20 protein-coding genes are annotated in these 19143 nt (G+C 67.2%); 5 read left to right on the top strand and 15 right to left on the bottom strand.

Annotation, left to right across the window (positions count from 1 at the left end):
• Window positions 1-418: 418 nt before the first annotated feature.
• A complete protein-coding gene (locus EYW42_RS08055; RefSeq protein ID WP_135534730.1) occupies window positions 419-1111 on the top strand; it encodes a glycosyltransferase in 693 nt (230 codons plus the stop codon).
• Between the two features lie 27 nt (window positions 1112-1138).
• On the opposite strand, the gene EYW42_RS08050 is transcribed toward EYW42_RS08055, so the two are convergent.
• The 6 genes from EYW42_RS08050 to EYW42_RS08025 all read right to left on the bottom strand — a co-directional run bounded on the left by EYW42_RS08050 (window position 1139) and on the right by EYW42_RS08025 (window position 5867).
• A complete protein-coding gene (locus EYW42_RS08050) occupies window positions 1139-1543 on the bottom strand; it encodes a DUF4112 domain-containing protein (RefSeq protein ID WP_135534729.1) in 405 nt (134 codons plus the stop codon).
• A gap of 111 nt (window positions 1544-1654) precedes the next feature.
• A complete protein-coding gene (locus EYW42_RS08045) occupies window positions 1655-2677 on the bottom strand; it encodes a deoxyhypusine synthase (RefSeq protein WP_135534728.1) in 1023 nt (340 codons plus the stop codon).
• A 112-nt stretch (window positions 2678-2789) separates the two neighbouring features.
• Window positions 2790-3557: a Nif3-like dinuclear metal center hexameric protein gene (locus tag EYW42_RS08040; RefSeq protein WP_135534727.1), complete on the bottom strand. Its 768-nt coding sequence runs from the start codon at window positions 3555-3557 to the stop codon at window positions 2790-2792.
• Between the two features lie 178 nt (window positions 3558-3735).
• Window positions 3736-4623 (bottom strand): hypothetical protein, encoded by an 888-nt coding sequence (locus EYW42_RS08035; RefSeq protein ID WP_135534726.1) that lies wholly within the window; start codon window positions 4621-4623, stop codon window positions 3736-3738.
• A 69-nt stretch (window positions 4624-4692) separates the two neighbouring features.
• Complete coding sequence (speB, locus tag EYW42_RS08030) at window positions 4693-5490, bottom strand: agmatinase (RefSeq protein ID WP_135534725.1); 798 nt, start codon at window positions 5488-5490, stop codon at window positions 4693-4695.
• A complete protein-coding gene (locus tag EYW42_RS08025) occupies window positions 5490-5867 on the bottom strand; it encodes a translation initiation factor IF-5A (RefSeq protein WP_135534724.1) in 378 nt (125 codons plus the stop codon). The genes speB and EYW42_RS08025 overlap by 1 nt, the downstream gene beginning before the upstream one ends.
• 192 nt (window positions 5868-6059) lie before the next feature.
• Here EYW42_RS08025 and EYW42_RS08020 point away from each other — a divergent pair, with 192 nt between their 5' ends.
• On the top strand, window positions 6060-6521 hold the full coding sequence (locus tag EYW42_RS08020; protein ID WP_135534723.1) for a hypothetical protein: 462 nt from the start codon (window positions 6060-6062) through the stop codon (window positions 6519-6521).
• A 43-nt stretch (window positions 6522-6564) separates the two neighbouring features.
• Here EYW42_RS08020 and EYW42_RS08015 read toward each other — a convergent pair whose 3' ends face one another.
• The 4 genes from EYW42_RS08015 to EYW42_RS08000 all read right to left on the bottom strand — a co-directional run bounded on the left by EYW42_RS08015 (window position 6565) and on the right by EYW42_RS08000 (window position 10560).
• Window positions 6565-7635: an aminotransferase class I/II-fold pyridoxal phosphate-dependent enzyme gene (locus EYW42_RS08015; RefSeq protein ID WP_135534722.1), complete on the bottom strand. Its 1071-nt coding sequence runs from the start codon at window positions 7633-7635 to the stop codon at window positions 6565-6567.
• Window positions 7636-7699: 64 nt separating this feature from the next.
• On the bottom strand, window positions 7700-9379 hold the full coding sequence (locus EYW42_RS08010; protein ID WP_135534721.1) for an ABC1 kinase family protein: 1680 nt from the start codon (window positions 9377-9379) through the stop codon (window positions 7700-7702).
• Between the two features lie 6 nt (window positions 9380-9385).
• A complete protein-coding gene (locus EYW42_RS08005) occupies window positions 9386-9748 on the bottom strand; it encodes an Hsp20/alpha crystallin family protein (protein ID WP_135534720.1) in 363 nt (120 codons plus the stop codon).
• Window positions 9749-9792: 44 nt separating this feature from the next.
• Window positions 9793-10560, bottom strand: coding sequence for a GIDE domain-containing protein (locus tag EYW42_RS08000; protein ID WP_135534719.1), 768 nt, complete (start codon window positions 10558-10560; stop codon window positions 9793-9795).
• Window positions 10561-10679: 119 nt separating this feature from the next.
• Between EYW42_RS08000 and EYW42_RS07995 the strand changes: the two genes are divergently transcribed.
• From EYW42_RS07995 to EYW42_RS07985, 3 genes are all read left to right on the top strand, one after another.
• Window positions 10680-12353 (top strand): FG-GAP repeat protein, encoded by a 1674-nt coding sequence (locus EYW42_RS07995; protein ID WP_135534718.1) that lies wholly within the window; start codon window positions 10680-10682, stop codon window positions 12351-12353.
• 143 nt (window positions 12354-12496) lie between these two features.
• Window positions 12497-13711 carry a molybdopterin molybdotransferase MoeA gene (locus EYW42_RS07990; protein WP_135534717.1) on the top strand — a complete coding sequence of 405 codons (1215 nt, stop codon included), beginning with the start codon at window positions 12497-12499 and terminating at the stop codon, window positions 13709-13711.
• A gap of 31 nt (window positions 13712-13742) precedes the next feature.
• The gene (locus EYW42_RS07985; RefSeq protein ID WP_135534716.1) at window positions 13743-15692 is read left to right on the top strand and encodes a molybdopterin biosynthesis protein; all 1950 of its coding nucleotides are present in this window, start codon (window positions 13743-13745) and stop codon (window positions 15690-15692) included.
• On the opposite strand, the gene EYW42_RS07980 is transcribed toward EYW42_RS07985, so the two are convergent.
• The 5 genes from EYW42_RS07980 to EYW42_RS07960 all read right to left on the bottom strand — a co-directional run bounded on the left by EYW42_RS07980 (window position 15662) and on the right by EYW42_RS07960 (window position 19143).
• Complete coding sequence (locus EYW42_RS07980) at window positions 15662-16285, bottom strand: HAD family hydrolase (protein ID WP_135534715.1); 624 nt, start codon at window positions 16283-16285, stop codon at window positions 15662-15664. The two genes, EYW42_RS07985 and EYW42_RS07980, sit on opposite strands and share 31 nt — an antisense overlap.
• 106 nt (window positions 16286-16391) lie before the next feature.
• Window positions 16392-16772 (bottom strand): LWR-salt protein, encoded by a 381-nt coding sequence (gene lwrS, locus EYW42_RS07975; protein ID WP_135534714.1) that lies wholly within the window; start codon window positions 16770-16772, stop codon window positions 16392-16394.
• 36 nt (window positions 16773-16808) lie between these two features.
• Window positions 16809-17093 carry a 4a-hydroxytetrahydrobiopterin dehydratase gene (locus tag EYW42_RS07970; RefSeq protein ID WP_135534713.1) on the bottom strand — a complete coding sequence of 95 codons (285 nt, stop codon included), beginning with the start codon at window positions 17091-17093 and terminating at the stop codon, window positions 16809-16811.
• Between the two features lie 44 nt (window positions 17094-17137).
• Window positions 17138-18487 carry a glutamyl-tRNA reductase gene (gene hemA, locus EYW42_RS07965; RefSeq protein WP_135534770.1) on the bottom strand — a complete coding sequence of 450 codons (1350 nt, stop codon included), beginning with the start codon at window positions 18485-18487 and terminating at the stop codon, window positions 17138-17140.
• The gene (locus EYW42_RS07960) at window positions 18487-19143 is read right to left on the bottom strand and encodes a precorrin-2 dehydrogenase/sirohydrochlorin ferrochelatase family protein (protein WP_135534712.1); all 657 of its coding nucleotides are present in this window, start codon (window positions 19141-19143) and stop codon (window positions 18487-18489) included. The genes hemA and EYW42_RS07960 overlap by 1 nt, the downstream gene beginning before the upstream one ends.

The following is a 19143-nucleotide window of genomic DNA, read 5'->3' as shown; positions in this document are numbered from 1 at the left end:
GTCGGCGGGGTCCGGCAGCGCCTGGTTGTCTTCGTCCGTCGTATTCGGCAGTCTCGACGTGCGAAACGGTGAAAACGTCGCAGGTGCGTCGTCGCTTGCGGAGCGAGTTTCGGGTGACCCGTCGAGTGTCGAAGCGTCGGGCGAGGGGGTCGAGGACGACGGCGTTTCGGAGTCTGTGCTTGAATCGGATCGCGTGGTTTTGGTGTACATCGAAGGTGAGTCGAATCGGAGCGGTCGCGGCACTGGACGACGGTCGAGAGAATCAGGCGCGTACGGGTACGACCAGCGTCATCGGATGCGTACCTCTTCTCCGCCATATATAATAATCTTTCGTGTCGGTGCGGCTGTCGCCGGAACTGACGGCGGTAGAGCCGAAGCGACGCAAGAACTAACAGCGTCTCCGATGCAGTGACGAACGATGGCCGACGAACGGGCCTCGACAGCGAGCGACTGCTCTCCGACGGCGAGTTTCGTCGTCCCGGCGCGCAACGAGGCCGACTACCTTCCCGCGACGCTCGCGAGCATCCGCGAGTTAGAGACCGACGAACCGTACGAGGTCGTCGTCGTCGACGGCGAGAGCAATGACTGCACCGTCGATGTGGCCGAAGCGCAGGGCGCTCGCGTCTACCATCAGAACGGGCGGGGGATCGGACCCGCTCGCGATCTGGGTGCAACCCACGCCCGCGGCGACTGGCTCGCGTTCGTCGACGCCGACACCGTCGTCCGCCCGGAGTATCTCGACGCGATGCTTGGCTTCGTCGAACGCGAAGGACTCGATGGAGCGTCCTCGCGCTGTCGACTGACCGGACCGCGGCGGGCGAAGCCGATGGAGTGGACGATAAACTACGTTTTCCCGCGTCTTCTGGGCCCGGTCCTGCCGGGATTCAACTGTTTCGTGCATCGAGAGGCGTACCGCGACGCAGGAGGATTTCCGGACGTTCCGAACGAGGACACGGCGTTCAGTCGTCGCCTCGGCAGGGTCGCCGAGACGGGGTACTGTCCGAGAGTGCTGGTCGAGAGTTCGGGCCGGCGGATCGCGGACGTGGGACTGACCGGAACGCTGTATCACTACTTGCGGCTCGACTGGGGTCGGGTGACGACGGACTACTAACCGCGAGCGTCTTGACCGACGGGTCCGTTACACCGCGTCGACGTGTTCCTCGACGAGGCGGACGTTCCGGCGGTTCGCCTTCCACGCGGCGTCGAACAGCGTCCCGAGTAGCGGGACCGAGCCGACAACCGCGTCGATGGCGATGTTCGCGACCATCCTCGCGACGACCGGTGCGGGAACCCCGAGGTTGGCCGCTTCGAGGACGATGTACATCGAAACCACGAACATCACCGAATCACCGGCGACGGGAAGGATCCCGACGAGCGGGTCGAGGCCGACGCGGAAGTCAGTTCCGGGGACTCTGATAGCGTCGTCGAGAACCGTACTCACCGCTCGCATCCGTTGTATCGCCGTCTCCTCGTCGCCGACGAGCGTCAGGTCGGCGTCGGACGACAGACCGGCGGTCGGGTCGTCGAAGTCGAACTGTGCCATACCAGTGGTTCGACGGCGAGCGGGATAGGTACCCGTATGAGCGAACCGAACGGTTTCCGGGATTGACTGGTCGTCAGCCCGGAACACCGGCGCTGGCGGCTAGTCCGGCCCCTACTCGCCGACCCGTTCGCGGGCGGCGGCGACAACCAGCGGCAGGGTGATCGTTGCGTCGGCGTAGACGCTCGCGTTGCGCCCCGCTTTCTCTATTTTCCCCCACGACCGCGCCTCGTCGAGCGTCGCACCGGAGAGACCGCCGGTGTTCGGCTGGTCCATCGTCAGTTGCACAGCGTAGTCGTACGCGCCCGGCGCGACGAGCATCGTCTGGAGGACGAAGTTCTTGGGGACGCCGCCGCCGACGACCATCGCGCCGGCCTTCTCGGCGTCGAACGCCTTGTCGGTCAGCGGCGTCATGTCGGCGAGCGCGTCCAGCGAGAACTCGTTCGTCTGGGAGTACATCCACGCCTGGAGGCCGAGCACGGAATCCTGGACCGCGGGACAGTAGATCGGCACGTCGTGTTCGTACGCGGTCGCGGCGATACCCGGCCGTTCGTCGACGTCCTCGGCCTCGTTGACGGCGGCGTTCGCCCGGCCGAGTTCCTCGGTGAGTCGCTGAATGCTCACCACGCCCTCGCACTCGGGGAACACTCGCGAGCGAAGATGGTCCTCGAACAGCGCGAAATGCTCCTGGGGAAGATAGACGTTGTAGATGCGATCCACGCCCTCGTCCCGGAGCTGTTCGTCGTGTTCGCGTTCGGTCCCCTCGCCGTGGACCTGCCCGTGGTGGTGCTTCCCGCCGATAGCCTCGATAGCGTCGTGGGTGAGATTCGCACCGGTCGTCACCAGCGCGTCGATGTGGCCGTCCCGTATCAGGTCGGCGACGATGCGGCGCATCCCGGCGGGCACCATCGCGCCGGCGAGGCCGAAGAAGTTGGTCACGTCGTCGTCGCCGATCATCTCCGCGTACACGTCGACGGCCTCGTGCATATCCGTCGCGCCGATCCCGGCGTCGCCGTACTCCCCGACGAGTTCGTCGACTGTCATCTCCGCCCGGACCGCCGCGTGGGCGACAGGGTCGTGAGAGAACTCCTCGCGCTCCGGGTCGTGGTCCTCCGCCGGCTCGTGGTCCTCGGACATGTGTTCGCCTGCGCGTGCCAGGGGTTTGAACGCCGCGATCACCGCTCGCCAGCGCGGCCAGCCGGACCGGTTACCGCAGTGTCACAGTCCAGCCGGACCGGTTACCGCGGTGTCACAGGCCAGTCGGGCGGTCGACGTACTCCGTCTCCAGTCCCCACTCCTCGGCCGCCGACTTGAGCGACCGGACGCCGAACGTCTCGGTGGCGTAGTGCCCCGCCAGAACGAGCGTGATTCCGGCCTCCCGCGCCTCGTGGTAGGCCTTCTGCTTGCCTTCTCCGGTCACGAGCGCGTCGACGCCTTTCTCGTCAGCCTCGGCGATCCAGTCCGTGCCGCTACCTGTCACGACTGCGATGTCTTCGATCGGTTCCGGGCCGAAGTCGAGCACCTGAACGTCCTGTCCGCCGGTGTCCAGTGCGTCGCCCAACCTCTCACCGAGAGTGTCGGCGGTGAACGGCTTGGACGCCGTCCCCCGCAGGCCGATGTACTCCGGTCCGACCTCGGCGAAGCGCTCGCGGTCGGTCAGTTCCAGGCGGTCTGCGACGCCGGCCGCGTTGCCCAGTTCCGTATGGCCGTCGAGCGGCAGGTGGACGGCGTACAGCGCGATATCGTTCTCGATGAGCGGGGCGATGCGGTCGAACTTGCGCCCGGTGACGCGGTCGAACCCGCCCCAGGAGACGCCGTGGTGGGTCACGAGCACGTCCGCGTCCGCCTCGGACGCGGCCTCGATAGTTTCGGTGGCGGCGTCGACGGCGAAGACGGCACGCTCGACGGACGCTTCGTCGGGACCCACCTGCAGGCCGTTCGCGGCGGCGTCGAGGTCGGCGTACTCCTCGATTCGCAGTCGGTCGTCGAAGCGCTCGCAGAACTCGGAGAGGTCCATGGGAAGCCGTACCGCCGGCCGCACCGTATGCGTTGCGCTCTCTTGCTTCGGCCGCCTGCTTTCCCCTGATGGGGACGTTGTACGTCAGTTCGGTAGTTCACCGACACGGGAGCGGCGACATCGCGAGGCGGAGTTACAACAGTCCCTACGAGGCGGGCCGTCGCCCCCGTCAGGCGCGCTACTCCGATTGCTTCAGGTACTGCCCGTCTTCGACCAACACGCCGCGGTCGACGGCGGTTTCGATGACGGCGTCGAAGTCCTCCGGCGGTATCTCGTAGGCGTTCGATGCGACGGTCGCTATCTCTCCCCGTTCGACCGGGAACTCGCGGTTCTGGAGCAGGCGCACGACGCGGTTGTACGTCGCCTGCGGCGGGCCGTTACTGCTCCCCGCGGCGCTCGTTCCCGAATCGTCGGCGCTGCCGCCAGTTGTTCCGGGACCACCGGCGCTGTCGCCGTTCGACTCCCCGCCACCGGCGCGTTCGCCCGCCGTGCCCCCGTCGTCGACGGTTATCCCGTCGTCAGCCTGCGGTTCGCCGGGCGTCTCGTCCGGCGTTTCTACCTCGACGGACACCTCAGTCTCGTCGGCGTGTGCCCGACCGGTCGCCTCGCTCGTTTCGTCCGCGTGTGTCGGATCTGTGTTCTCACGCGGTTCGTCCGAAGGATCGGTATCGGCCGACTCGCCGGCGTCGCTCGACGACTCCGTTCCCAGCAGGTCCTCGGCCACGTCGTCGTCGATGGACGGCGGGTCGTCCACGCCGAGTCCGTCCGACGTTCCGGCCGCGTCTGCCGCTGAGTCCGCGGACGGCGATGCGGCGTCCGCGTCGTTCGACGCCGTTGCACGGTCGGATTCGACCGACCCTGCTGTCCGGTCGAGACGCTGCTGTCGGTCGTCGACGGCGGTAACGACGTGGTCCATCACGCGGGAGAGCTTTCGGTGACAGGAGGGACAGAGGACGACGGTCCCCTGTTCCTCGGGAGACGGTGCGAAGGCGTCAGGGACGACGGGATACTCGGAGAGCGGTTCCTCGATTGCGGTCCCGCAGAAGTAACACGACGAGAGGGTCATGCTTCCAACACTCACCGCGACGCGGTAAAAACCTCCCCCTGGCGGTCGACGCTCGACGGACAGCACTGACTACCGAGCGTGCTCGTAGACGAACTCGCGGAGGAGTTTGCCGGCGAGCGCCGCGGCCTGGCCGTCGTCGCGGTCGTTCACTTCGACCACGTCGAACCCGTCGGCGTGCGGGGCAACGGCGCGGACGGCGTCGCGCATCTCGCGGGGGCGCAGTCCGAACGGTTCCATCGTGCCGGTTCCGGGGGCGTACCCCGGGTCGGCACCGTCTACGTCGACGCTGAGATAGACGGATTCGCCGTCGAAATCCGGCGTCCAGTCGGGCACGTCTGCAGGCGGGACGACGGTCACGTCGTCCGCGTCGGCGCGCTCCCACTCGGCCTCGCTTCCGGTGCGAGCGCCCAGTATCACGGCTTCGTCGGCCACGTCTAACGCGTGCCGGGTCGCCGTGGCGTGGCTCAACTCGTTGCCGTCGTACTCCTCCCGCAGGTCAAGATGTGCGTCGAGGACGACGACGGCGTCGGGGTCGACGGCCCTGACACCGGCGACCGAGACGGTGTGTTCCCCCCCGATGGTGAGCGGGACGGCTCCGTCCCACACCGCGTCTGTCAGGACCCCTTCGAGATACTCCAGGTACTCGGCGGCGTCGTCCCACGCGCGGACGTTGCCGTGGTCGTGAACTGAGAGTTCCGAGAAACGGAGGTCGGTTCGACGGTCGAAGTCGTCGTACGTTTCCGCGAAGCGTCGCACGCGGTCCGGGCCGAATCGTGTGCCCGGTTGGAACGTCGTCGAGACGTCAAGCGGAGCCCCGACGACCACGTACGACGCGTCGTCGCGGTCGGCGCGGGCTCCGGGGAACATTATATGATCTTGCGCTGCTCTTCCATCTCCAGATATTCGATGTCGTCGTCCGGCGAGAGATCAGCGTCCTCGGGCGTGCTGATCGTGATCGTCTCGTACGTTTCGAGGTCCATCACCTGCGCGACGGTGGGCGACTCGACGCTGACGACCTGTCCCTGCTTTCGCTCGATGATCGGGACCCATACCTTCGCGTCGACCGGCTGCGACAGCGAGCGCTTCTTCCCGTCGAACACGCCTTCGGCCTCGATACGTGCCTTGGCGCTGCCGTGCTTGCCCGGTTTCGCCGTGCTGTACGCATTGATCTGGCACGGCGTGTCCTCGATCATCACGTAGTTGCCTTCCTGAAGGTCGCGAACTTGCTTCTGCTGTTTCGCCATAGGGCGGCTTAATCAACGTAACAGTATAAACGATTTGGAAGCGTGTAACCGGTCTCTCCGGGGCTAAATCCGCCGAATGACGCCGCAATCAGTTCTGGGCGGAGTTGCGCAGTTCCGTTCTCCCTCTCCGGGCGGCGTCGGGACGGAATCGCTCGTCGACACTTTTTTCCTCCGGTTTCATGATGGAATTGTATGGGTAGTCCTCCTTCCCTGTCGCGTCGCCGAGCGCTTCGGGCGACCGCCGCCTGCGTCGTGCTGTCGTCCGGCTGTCTGAGCGGCGACGACTCGACGGAAACCTCCCCCGTACAGACGACTGGCGTCCCCTCCATCTCGGACCCCGACCACGGCGACTTCTACGTCTGCGTGCGCAACGACGCCGACGAGAGCCGGGAGATAACCGTGACTATTCGCGGCCCGGACGGCGACGAACCGTTCTCGGCCGACGTCTCTCTCGAATCGGACGAGCGGGACCGGCGGAAGAACGTCGTGAACGCTGGCGGAGCGTACACCGTCGAGGTCGACGCCGGCGACGCCGGGTCGGAGACAGTGACGTGGGACATCCCGGAGTCAGTCGAAGACGTGACCGGCGTGAACGTCAACGTCGAACCGACCGACGAAATAGAAGTGGTCGTCGCCGAGCGACAGCCCTGTTGACCCGGACCGGGCCGGTCCAATCCGGCGGACCCGCCGCACACACTTACCCCCGACGCTCGATAACTCGCCCGACGCGCTCCAGCCCCTCAGTCAGTTCATCCCGGGGCAGGCCGAAGCCGATCCGGAAGCGGTCCGGATGGCCAAACAGATCGCCGGGCGCGAGGACGACGCTCTCCTCCTCGACGACCGCGGTGCAGAAATCACGCGCGCCGTCGAACCCGTCGGGGACCGTCACGAACCCGTTGACGCCGACCGGTTCGTGCCAGTCGAGGCCGTGGTCGCCGACGAAGTCGCGGACTCGCTCTCGGTTCCGTCTCGCGTGCTCCCGGTTCTCGCGGAGAAGCCCGTTCTCCTGACCGCCCAGCGCCTGCTTCGCGACGTGCTGGCCGAAGACGGAGGGCGAGATAGTCGTGTAATCCTTCCAGTTCCACGCCGTTTCGACCAGTTCCTCGGGAAGGACGGCCCAGCCGAACCGGAGGCCGGCGAGGCCGTGGGACTTCGTCGTGCTAGACGTGCTGATGCCGCGCTCGCCCATGCTGGCGACCGGCGGGATCGGTTCCTCGGCAAGGAGGCGGTACACCTCGTCGCAGAGCAGGTAGGCGTCCGCGTCTTCGGCGAGGTCGTAGAGCGCGCGGATTTTCCCTTCGGGGTGATACCGTCCCGTCGGGTTGTTCGGGTTGTTGACGACGATCACCTCGGTGTCCTCGCGGACGGCGTCCGCTACCGCATCGATGTCGAGTTCCCATTCCGGCGGCGAGAGAGGGACGCGCGTCACCTCGGCCACGGCTTCGGGGACGGCGTGGAGCGCTTGGTACGTCGGCGTGACGACGACGGCGTGGTCGTCGGCGTCGAGCAGCGAAAGGAAAGTGAGGAAATTCGCCTCCTGCGCGCCGCAGGTGAAAAGCACCTCGTCGGCGGTGCGGTCGTACCGCTGTGCGACCTCGGCGCGGAACTCGGGGTCGCCGTTGGTCGGGATGACGTAGCCGAGTTCGCCGGGGTCGGTGTCGAACCGGTCAGCGTCGAGGCTACGGATGCCGCTTTCAGCGAGCATGATATCGGCTTCGTGTTCGTGTTCAGCGAACCACCGCTCCAGACCGAAGTCGGCGACGTTCATAGTGGTCGATAGCGAGCGAAGGTAAAAGCCGGCGGGGATCTCCAGCAGACGACGCTCGTCAGTTTCAGTCGCCCTCGCCCGGGCGGCGCTGTTTCAGATTCTGGCGGGTGAACTGGGGCTTCGTGCGGATCCCCTTGCGGGACCGGAACGAGCGGTAGAGCAACAGGGCGACGCCGACGGAGAACGCGGCTGCGATCGCGGTCGACCGGACGGTGGCAAAGGAGTAAAGCACCGAGGTCGAGAGGACGCCCGCGGTGAGCAGGAGGCCGTAGACGATCCGCTTCGCAAGCGTGTCGAACACGTCGTTCGAGTCCTCTATCTCGGCGCGGACGTGGAAGTTCTCGCGGTCGATGCGGTCTAATGCGCGCTCCAGTTTCGGCGGCGCGCGAACAGCAGAGAGCACCGACTGCTGGACCTGGTCGCCCGCCTCGTCGATGTACTGCCGGACGCTCTCCTCGCGATACCCCTGGTCTGTCAGGTAGTCGGTGGCGATAGAGATGAAGTCGAAATCGGGGTCAAGCGTCACGCAGACGCCCTCGACGACGGTGGCGACCCGCAGGACGAGCGCGAGGTTCTTCGGCAGGCGGAACGGGAATTCGTAGATGGAGTCCTCGATCTGGCCGATGATCTGCTGGACGCGGTACTGCTCGATGTCCTCGCCGCGGACGTCCTGAATGGCGAGTTCCATCACCTCGCCCATCACCTGTCGGTCGGCCTCGGGCGAGAGCGTCCCGATCTCGATGAGGGCGTCGAGGATGCCGTCGATGTCTTGGTTCGCGACGGCGACGTAGAAGTCGACTATCTTGTCCTGGATGAAGTCGTCGACGCGGCCGCTCATCCCGAAGTCGTAGAAGATGATGCGGCCCTCGTCGGTCACCGCGAGGTTCCCCGGGTGGGGGTCGGCGTGGAAGACGCCGTCCTCGATGATCATCTGGAGATACGCGCGTTGGAGGTTCTCGGCGATTTCCGTGCGGTTGAGGTCCTTTTCCGCGAGCGTCTCCAGGTCGTTTATCTTCGTCCCCGGTATGTACTCCATCGTCAATACTCGCGCCCCCGACCGTTCCTCGACGACGGGGGGAACGACGATCGCGTCGTCGTCATCGAAATTCGACCGGATCTCCCGGAGCATCTCGGCTTCGCGCTCGTAATCCATTTCCTCGCGGATCGTCTTGGCGAACTCGTCGGCGAGGTTTTCGAGCGAGAACGCCCGCGACTCGTCGATGAACGTCAACAGGACCGGGAGCGACCAGCGGATAACCCGTAGGTCGGCCTCGACGAGCGGTTCGATGTCCGGGCGGCGGACCTTCACGGCCACCTCCGACCCCTGGAACTCGGCGGTGTACACCTGCCCGAGACTTGCTCCGCTTATCGGCTCGGTGTCGAATCCGTCGAACGCTTCGTCGACGGGTCCGAGCTCCGATTCGACCACCGTCCGGGCGTCGGACCACGGCGCGGGCGGCACCTCGTCCTGGAGTTGCGTGAGGACGTCTATGTACTCCGGCGGGAGGATGTCGGGCCGGGTCGAGAGCAGTTGACCGAGTTTGATAAACGTCGGCCCCAGCGTGAGCAGCGAGTCGAGCAGGCGGTCCGCGCGCTCGCGACGCATCTCGGCGTCGACGCGGCGGCGACCGCCGACGATCAGGAACCTGTGACGGTCTCTCGCGTAGGCGACCAGCAGCGGTAGGAACTGACGCACGACGACGAAAAAGCGCCAGTAGGCCCGGAGGTTGACCAGCGTAACCACCTCGCGCTACGCGCCCTCGGTGACCTCTATCGACGTGCCAGTAGACTCCGAACCGCGTTTCGGCAGGTGGAGTTCGAGGACGCCCCGGTCGACCGTCGCAGACGCCCCGGCGTCGGTCGCGTCCGGCGGGAGCGGGATATCGGCGTCCAGAAACAGGGACCGGTCTTCAGTCCGGTACTGGAACTCCGGTGGGAGGTTTTTCTCGCGCCGCGCCTCGATCTCGAGCGCAGAGCCATCGACGGCGATGTCGACCGTGTCTGCAGTGACACCGGGGAGGTCGACGACGAGCAGATACTCGTCGTCGCTCTCCAGCAGATCGGCGAACACGGCGTCGGGTAGGTCACGCAAGGCATCACGCAGCGCTGACATACGCGGTCGTACGGAGTCCGTGGCGAAAAAGGCCGCGATCCAGCCTAGACCGGTGAGACCACGACCCAGAGAACGGCCAGAACGACCGCCGCGCCAGCGATTCGCCACAGGGCGGGCATCGCGAGGCGTCGAACCGCCTCCCCCTCGTCGCCGTCGGTGATCCGGAAGAGCGCCGTCTCGCCGTCGCGGACGACGGCGTTGACGGTCCCCGCGGCGTTCGACCACGGTTCGTACTCCACTCCGCCGTACACGTGGACGGGGTCGCCGGGGTCGAGGCGGCGTTCGATGTACTTGCGGTCGTCGCCGGTCGCTATCTCGATCACGCGGAGGTCCCACGACTTCTCCTCTGAACCGACATCCGGAGTGTCCTCGATCCACCGTCGGATCCGTTCGGGCGGAGCCTTTCCGCCGTCGACGCGGGTGGTGTGGTCGTCGAGCGCCAGGGCCGCGCCGTCGGGATCGACGAGTAACGCCCCGGTGTCGTCGTCCAGAACGAACGGGACACGCCCGCTCCCCGAATGGATAGTCTCCCAGTGGTTGTTCTTGCCCGACGACCGCAGTTCCTGTACTTCGTACTCGCAGACTACGCATTTCGTTCCCGAAAACGGCGCACGGAGCGACGACTCGTGTATCCCGACCGACCCCTCGATCTCGACGATTCCGGAGACGTTCGCCGCGGACGCGACGTCTATGGGATCGTTCCGATAGACGCGGTATGCCCGTGCGCCGTGTCTGCCGGCGTCCCCGAGTAAGAGGAGACTAACGAGGACGAGTACCGCGATGAGAGCAGTCGCGGCCGAGAGCAGTGCCATGCTTCCGGTTGAGAACCCCAGGAAATAAGCGTTCCGTCGCTGAATAAGGGTAACTTACCGTTCGAAGCCCCGGTTTGGGTGGGGGATAACAAAACACCCAGAAGGGGTTAGATGGGACGATGAACAGACGGACTCCCCTGGTGGTCCTCGGATCCATCTTGTTTCTCGCTGTCGCGACTGTCGGAGCGTTCACGGTAGCAGCGACGGCCGCGGCGGTGGAGGGACCGATCGACCCGCTGACGAAAAACGAGACGGACGTACAAGAAAACGAAACGAACGCACGGGATTCGCTCTCGGCCCACGCGACGGTTCGCGGCGGCCCCTCCACCGGCGAGGATATCGGCGGCGGCGACGTCGACGGCGACGGGTCTGCCGACGTTCTCGTCGGCCAACCGTTCAACGACGAAGCGGGCGAGAACGGCGGCGCGGCGCACCTGTTTTACGGTCCGGTCGAGGGTGGCGAGTACGACATCGAAGACGCCGATCTCACGATCCGCGGCAGTGCCGGCGGACAGTGGACGGGGTACGACGTGAACGTCGACGATGTCGACGGCGACGGCTACGGCGACCTGATAGTGAGCGCGCCGCTTCGCGAGGAGGGGTACGTGTACGTCTTCTACGGTGGCCCGTCCCTGTCCGGTACTCTCACTCCCGACGACGCCGATGTCGTGCTGAGCGGCGTCGACCAGGACGAACAACTCGGCCTCGCTGTCGATCCCGTCGAGCATGAGAGCGGCGCGGGACTGGTCATCGGCGCGCCGCGAAGCGACGTCGGCGGTGAGAACGCCGGTGCCGCATACTACTTCGAATCGCCGTCCACAGACGTGACCACCGCCGACGCCGACCTGCGACTGGTCGGCGCTGAGTCCGGCCACACCGCCGGGTGGGACGTCGCCGGTGCCGACGCGGACGGCAACGGGTCTGCCGAGATCGCAGTGGGTGCGCGCGGCGTCGACGACGCGGCAGGCGCGGCGTACGTCGTCTCCTCGAACTGGTCGGGCACCCATTCGCTCGCCGACGCTGACATCGTGGTCCGCGGCGCGCAGTCCGGCGACAGAGCAGGCCAGAGCGTCGATATCGTCGGGACGGACGACGGCGGAGAGGTAGTCGTCGGCGCACCGAGCGCGAACCGGGACGGGAGCAACTCCGGAGCGGTGTACGTCAGCCCCGTAGAGTCGACTGACCTCTCCGAGAGGGACCCGGTTTTCGTCGGTTCGTCGGGCGACCGCGCCGGATGGGACGTGACGGCCGGCGACGTGACGTGTGACGACCGCCCCGACCTGCTCGTCGGCGCGCCCTACGCCGAGGACAAGGCCGGCGCTGCGTACGTCGTCCCCGGTGGCGGGGGCGACGCAGCGCAGCTGCTGACCGGCGAGAGCGCGGGCGATTTCGCCGGCTACCGCCTGGCGCTGGTCGCAAACGCGACCGGCGGGGAAACCAGGGACGCGCTGGTCGGCGCACCGCACGAAAACACGACGAACGTCACCGGCCACGCCTATCTCCTGGAGGGAGAGTGCGCCGTCGACACCTCGCCGGTCGAGAACGCGACGACAGGCGACGGAAACGGTACGGACGGTGCCCGAAACGGGACGAACGGGACGGAGAACGGCTCAGCGAACGGGACCGAAACCGGCGGAGACGGGGGCTCCGCGGAGACGGACGACGCCACGACGGGACCGGCGACCGCTGACGGGACAAACGGACTTCCCGTCGATATCGTCCCCGCCAGTGTCGCCGTCGCCGCGGCACTCGCGACCGTCGGCGTGGTAGTGCTGTGGCGTCGCCGCCTGTGAGAGCTCTGCTGTAGCGACACCGTCCGTCGAAACCGATTTCGCCGTTACGGTGTCCCGGCGGTCTGGTGATCAGCCGCCCCGTCAGTCAGCACCGCCGGCGTCGAGTACCCCCACTTTTCCCGCGGCAGTCCGAACGTGGTGGTATGAGCGATCAAGTAACTGACGCCGGGTTCAAGGACCGAACCCGGGTCGACGAGGCACGCGACGCCCTCCGCGAGGCCGTCGCCGGGATCGACCGCACGGAGTCGGTCCCGCTGACCGCGGCCGACGGGCGGGTCGTGGCCGAGCGAATCACCGCGGAACGGTCCGTCCCTCACTACCGGCGGGCCGCGATGGACGGCTACGCGGTACGGGCGGCAGACACCTTCGGCGCGAGCGACCGCTCGCCGTCGGTCCTCCGGGCCGACGACGCTGTCGGGCCGGAACGTGCGGCCCGCGTCCACACCGGTAGCGAACTCCCGGAGGGAGCCGATGCGGTGGTGATGGTCGAGCAGGTCGAGGCGGTCGGCGACGACCTCGAAGTGTTCGACGCCGTCGCCGAGGGCGAGAACGTCGCCCCCGTGGGCGAAGATGTCGAGCAGGGCGACGTGTTGTACGAACCGGGCCACCGCCTACGCCCGTCGGACCTGGGACTGCTGAAATCGGTCGGCGTCGACGAGGTCGAGACCTACGACCGCCCGTCAGTCGGCGTGATACCGACGGGCGAGGAACTCGTCCAGTACGACCCCGACCTCGGGGAAGTGATCGAGACGAACGGGCTGACGGTTTCTCGCTACGTCGAGCGCTGGGGCGGGCGCGCCGAGTACCGGAACGTCGTCACGGACGACCGGGATGCGCTCCGTGCCGCCGTCCAGCGCGACCTGACGAAAGACATCGTCGTCACGACCGGCGGGTCCTCGGTCGGCGAGCGCGACCTGATCCCCGACGTCGTCGACGACCTCGGTGAAGTGTTCGTCCACGGCGTCGCGCTGAAGCCGGGCCATCCCGTCGCGCTCGGCGTCGTCGAGGAAACGCCCGTGCTCATGCTCCCGGGGTATCCCGTGGCCTGCATCGTCAACGCCGTCCAGTTCCTCCGGCCCGCGATGAAGTGGACCGAGAACGCGGCCGTTCCGCCGCACCCGACGACCGAGGCCCGCCTCGACCGGAAGATAGCGAGCGAACCAGGCACGCGGACGTTCGCCCGCGTGACACTCGAATCGAGAGACGGCGAGCGCGTCGCCATCCCGACGCGGGCGAGCGGGTCGGGGATCCTGTCGAGCGTCGCGCAGGCCGACGGCTGGGTGGTGATCCCGGACGACCGCGAGGGCGTCGCGGAGGGCGAAACCGTCGCCGTACAGGACTGGGAGTGGTCGGCGTGACGGACGCAGACGCCGCCGCGGAGGTGAGCGCATGAGCGACCGTAAGGAATTCCGCGACCTCGCGTCCCCGGAGCGCGCCCGGGAGGCCATCGACTCGCTCGACCTCGAACCGAAGCCGGAGACGGTGTCGCTCGAAGACGCCCGGGGCCGCGTTCTCGCCGAGCGCGTGGACGCGGGTATCGACGTACCGGGGTTCGACCGCGCGTCGCTCGACGGGTACGCCCTCAGAGCACGGGACACGTTCGGCGCGGACGAGGCTGACCCCGCTGCCCTCGACTTGGTCGGGTCGGTCCACGCAGGCGAGGAACCCGGCGTCGACGTGGAAACGGGCGAGGCCGTCGAGATATCGACCGGTGCGGTGATGCCGCCCGGAGCGGACGCGATGGTGATGGTGGAGGAGACGGACGAGAGCGGGGATCGGGTCCTCGTCCGGACCTCCGTCGCGCCCGGCGACAACGTGATGCTCGCCGGCGCGGACATCGCGGCGGGCGAGCGAGCGCTCGGCCCCGGAACCCGACTGACCGCCCGCGAGATCGGCCTGCTGTCGGCGCTCGGGGTCGACGAGGTGCCCGTCCGCGGGACGCCCCGAGTCGGGATCATCTCGACCGGCGACGAACTCGTCCGGCCCGGCGGCGACCTCCACAGCGAGCGCGGCCAGATCTACGACGTGAACTCCTACACCGTCGCCAGCGCCGTCGAAGAGGCCGGCGGCGAAGCAGTCACTTACCCCCACGCGGGCGACGACTACGATGAAATGGAGCGGATCCTGACGACCGCCGCCGATGAGTGCGACCTCGTCCTCTCGTCCGGGTCGACGAGTGCCAGCGCCGTCGACGTCATCTATCAGGTGATCGAAGACCAGGGCGAACTCCTGCTCCACGGCGTCGCGGTGAAGCCGGGAAAACCGATGCTCGTGGGTCGGCTGGCTGACTCGGCGTACGTCGGCCTCCCCGGCTACCCCGTCTCGGCGCTCACCATCTTCCGGACGTTCGTCGCGCCGGCGGTCCGCGACGCTGCCGGCCGCCCCGAACCGCGGACCGCGACCGTCACCGGCCGGATGGCTCGCCGCGAGCGGTATCAGGAGGGTCGTCTCCGGTACATGCCCGTCGGCCTCGTCACGGTTGGGCCGAAGGACCAGCGAGGCGGAAACGGTGACACCGTCGGCGCGGACGGGAACGGCGAAACGCTCGTCTACCCCGTCGACAAGGGAAGCGGCGCGACGACCAGTCTCGTCGAGGCGGACGGCGTCGTCGCCGTGGACCCCGACACGGACTACCTCGCCGAGGGAGAACCGGTTACCGTCGAGTTGTTCTCGCCGGACGTGCGCCCGCCGTCGCTGTTCGGCGTGGGCGAAGACGACCCGCTGTTCTCCCGGCTACTCGACGACCTGTCGAACCCCCGATACCTGTCACTCGGGAGCCGCGAGGGACTGCGCCGGCTACGCGACGGCACGCCGGACGCCGCGGTGACCGCCGGGCCGGTCGAGCGAGATGTCGACGCCGAACCGCTCGGCGAGTGGACCCGTGAGTGGGGGCTGATCGTCCCCACGGGCGATCCCGACGGGGTCGACGGACTCGCCGACCTGGTCGACCGGGACCTGCGGTTCGTCAACCGAACGACCGACTCCGGCCTGCGGACGAGCCTCGGCGAGGCGGTAGCCGCACTCGCCGAGGAGCGCGGCGCCGACCGCCGCGAACTGGTCGACGCTATCGACGGGTTCGAGCTTGCCGTGCGCGCCCACGAGAGCCCGGCGCGGAAAGTCGCTGCGGGCGGTGCTGACGCTGGCGTCGGATTACGGGCGAGTGCGGAGAAACTGGGACTCGGTTTCGTCCCGCTCGGCGAGCAGCGAGTGCGGGTCCACGGCAACCCCGACCGGACCGAAAAAACCGGCGTGACGGAACTGATCACGGCGCTCGACCGGGTGCCCGATCTTGCCGCAGACCTCCCCGGTTACAGGTCGGCGAACGAGGAGAGTCGGTAGTCCCCGAGCACGCTGTGGCCGAGCAGGTCGGGGTCGTGACGCTCGACGTGGATGCCGTCGAGGCCGGCGTTCCAGGCGGCGCCGATGTCGCAGGCACCGTCGCCGACGAGGACGCCCTCGTGTCCGTTGTACGCGACCTCCATCTTCTCTTTCGCGTGTTCCACGGGCGCGGGGTCGGGCTTCCAACCCAGGTCTTCCGAACAGCAGACGACCGTCTCGAACCAGTCCCGGATGTCGAGGTGGTCGAACACGACGTCGGCGACCGGTGCTGGACAGTGCGTGACGATGCCCGATGGCGTGTCGATGTTCGTGATACGGTCGGCGTCGTCGTAGAGGTACGTCGACTCCGCTCGCGCAATGGGGTCGTCCACCTCGTCGAACACCTCCCAGAACTCCCTGACAGTGAGTTCGGGCGGTAGAATATCCATTCGCAGGTCGTCCGTCGCGTGCCAGAGGAGATACCGCTCGTCGTCCGTAAACGCAAGGCCGAGTCGGTCTTCGACGCCGGCCATCACCTCGTGGCGATAGTCGGATTCGACGTCGACTAACGTCCCGTCGAGATCGAACAGCCAGTAGTCGTACTCCGGGACCATAGGAGGCAAAAATAGAGGCCGTAGCAGAATAAGTATTCTGCCCCTACGCGCCGTGTTAACACGGTTTGGATCGGCCTAAGCGGAGCCAAAATACGGCCAGTGCGACCTACGCGTCACCCTCTCGCACCTCGACGCTGCTGCCGAGATATTTCGAGATCACCTCGGAGACCGAATCCGCATTGAACAGGTCCAGTGACTCTGCGATCTCGGCTTTCATACCGTCGAAGTACGCTTCATCGGTCCGCAGTGCGCTGAACGCGACGCTGTCTACCGGAACGTCGAGGGCCTCCTCGGCCATCGCCCGGTGGTGCTTCTCGTCGTTTACCTCGCCCCGCCACAGGTTGTCGCGGAAGAACAGCCACCCCTCATCGCCGGGCGGGTCAGCGCGGCGGTACAGCGTCGTCTCGAACGTAGCGGGGTCGACGCGAACGCGCTCGCCCGCCGGATCGATCCGGACCCGAACGCGGAACACGTACTCTGCATCCATCAGGCGTAAGGCCCCTTCATCGTTGTAGTTGGTCTCTCACTCGTGGCCTGACTCCGTCTCGACGAGTTCCGCCATCTCGGCGTCCTTGTCCGTGATGCCGCCCTCCTCGTGGCTGGTGAACCGGACTTCGACCTCCTCGTAGCCGATCCGGATCTCCGGGTGGTGGAACTCCGCCTCCGCGATCTCGCCGACGAGTTGCGCGAAGTTGACGCCGCGTAGGTAGTCGTCGAACTCGTAGGTCCGGACTATCTCGTCACCTTCGCGGTGCCATTCATCCGGGATCTGTTCCTCGACTTCGTCGTCGGAAAGCAGGTCGGCCATGGAGAAGATATCCCGAGGCCAGCAAGATAATCGTTGTGCCCGCTTCAGTCGTCGTCGAACGGGCTGACGAGCGCGTCGGCCGGCAGTTCGTCACGCGCGTCCGCCGGCATCTCGTCGGACATCGCCTCGGTAACGAAGTCGGACGGACCGTCGGCCCCGGCGAACTCCGGGTCGAACAACTGGAGCGCGGTGTGGATAGTCGTCCAGTCGTCATCAGCGGCGGCGTTTCTGAGACTCTTCGTGGGCGCGGCGAGCAACTGGCCGACCAGCGCGTCGGCGAGCGATTCGAGTATCTCGCGCTGGCGGTCGGAAACGTCGCCCTCCGCCTCTAGTTTCGAGACCGCGGTTTCGATCTCGCGGGACTTGACCCGTTCCGCGCTCTCGTACATCGCGGCGATGACTTCGTCGGCCCGCTTACGTTTGTACTGGTCCAGCAAGCGCTCGAACTCCTCGTCTATCGTGCTCTCGACGCGTTCGGCCGCCTCACGTCTGCGCTCTCGGGTCCGGTCGGTCACCGACTCCAGTTCGTCGAGGTCGTACACGGCCACCGCGTCGAGGTCGTCGGCCGCCGGCGCGACGTCTCGCGGCTGGGCGAGGTCGATCACCACGGTCCCGCCGGTGTCGGTGAGAGTGTCCGCGTCGAGGATGAACCCCTCCGTACTCGTCGCCGTGACGATGACATCGGCGCGCTCCGCCGCGGCGGGGACGGCGGGCAAGGCGATAGCCCGCGCGTCCGCGTCGACTTCCGTAGCGACGTGTTCGGCGTGGGGGACGGTCCGGTTGGCGACGATCATCTCGTCCGAACCGTGGGTGGCGAGCGCCCGGGCCGACAGCGTACCCATCTCCCCGGCTCCGACGACGAGCGCCGTCGAGTTACCGAGGTCGGTCTCCGTCTCGGCCAGCCGCGCCGCCGCGGTGCCGAGCGAGACGGCCCCCTCGTTGATGGCCGTCTCGGTGCGAACCCGCTCGCCGACGTGGATCGCCTTTGTGACGGCGTCTTCCAGCACGGGGCCGATACCGCCCGCACCGCGGGCCTCCTCGTAGGCAGTCCGGACCTGGCCCAGGATCTGGTCCTCGCCGAGGACGAGCGATTCGAGTCCGGAGGCGACCCGGAGCAGATGGCGAAGGCTCTCCTCGTGGTCCATCTCGACAACGCTATCGTCGGGAACGTCCGCGACCAACTCGTCGAGAACGGCCCGTCCGGTCACAGGGGATTCGGTGACCACGTACGCTTCGACGCGATTGCACGTCTGGAGGGCAAACGCCTCCTCGGCACCGCCGAGCAGACCCGAGACGACGGTCCGCTGGTCGGGGCCGCTCGCCTCGGCGAGCACGTCGACGGACGCCCGTTCGTGCGAGACGCTTACGCCGGAAATGACGCCGGTGCTTGCGATCATCGAGTATCACCGGACGAGTGTAGTTTGTCGCTGATCACGTCGCGAGCCACTTGCCGACCCTTGGACTCCCCCCTACGTAAACCCTTCCAAACCCGGGAAGACCTGACGACGGCTCGGATCGCGTCGTGTCGGTCCCCCTCGGGCACGCCCTCGTCGCGCAGTTCGTCGCGGAGGTCGGCCGTCACCGTCGCCATCGCTCCCGCTCCCGCTATCTCCGCTTCGATAGTTTCGCGGAGATGCTTGCTCAACGCGGGGCTCGCGCCGCCCGTCGCCACGGCCGCGACCACTGGATCGTCGCGGACCGTCGCGGGGACGACCACGCTCCCGGGGTTGCGGTCGCCGTGGCTGTCCGCCCGATTGACGAGAACGCCGCGGTCCCGGGCCGCCTCGGCTATCGCCTCGTTGACGGTAGCGTCGTCGGTCGCCGCGACGACCAGCGCCGGGTCGAACCTGTCGAGCCAGTTCGGAACGTCCCCTTCGGCGGGGGCCGCCCGCACTCGCTCGCTCCCGCCGAACTCCGCGTCGGCGAAATCGGGGCTGACGACGACGACGCTTGCTTCGCGTGCGAACCGTCTCGCCTTCCGCGCGCCGACGGGGCCGCCGCCGAACACGAGCACCGTCGTGCCCGAGAAGTCGTGGAGTAGCGGGATCAT

Source organism: Halostella pelagica, from assembly GCF_004762015.1.
Lineage (GTDB): Archaea > Halobacteriota > Halobacteria > Halobacteriales > Natronoarchaeaceae > Halostella > Halostella pelagica.
Note: the sequence above shows the minus strand (reverse complement) of the source record. Positions and strands in the feature narration are given on the sequence as shown.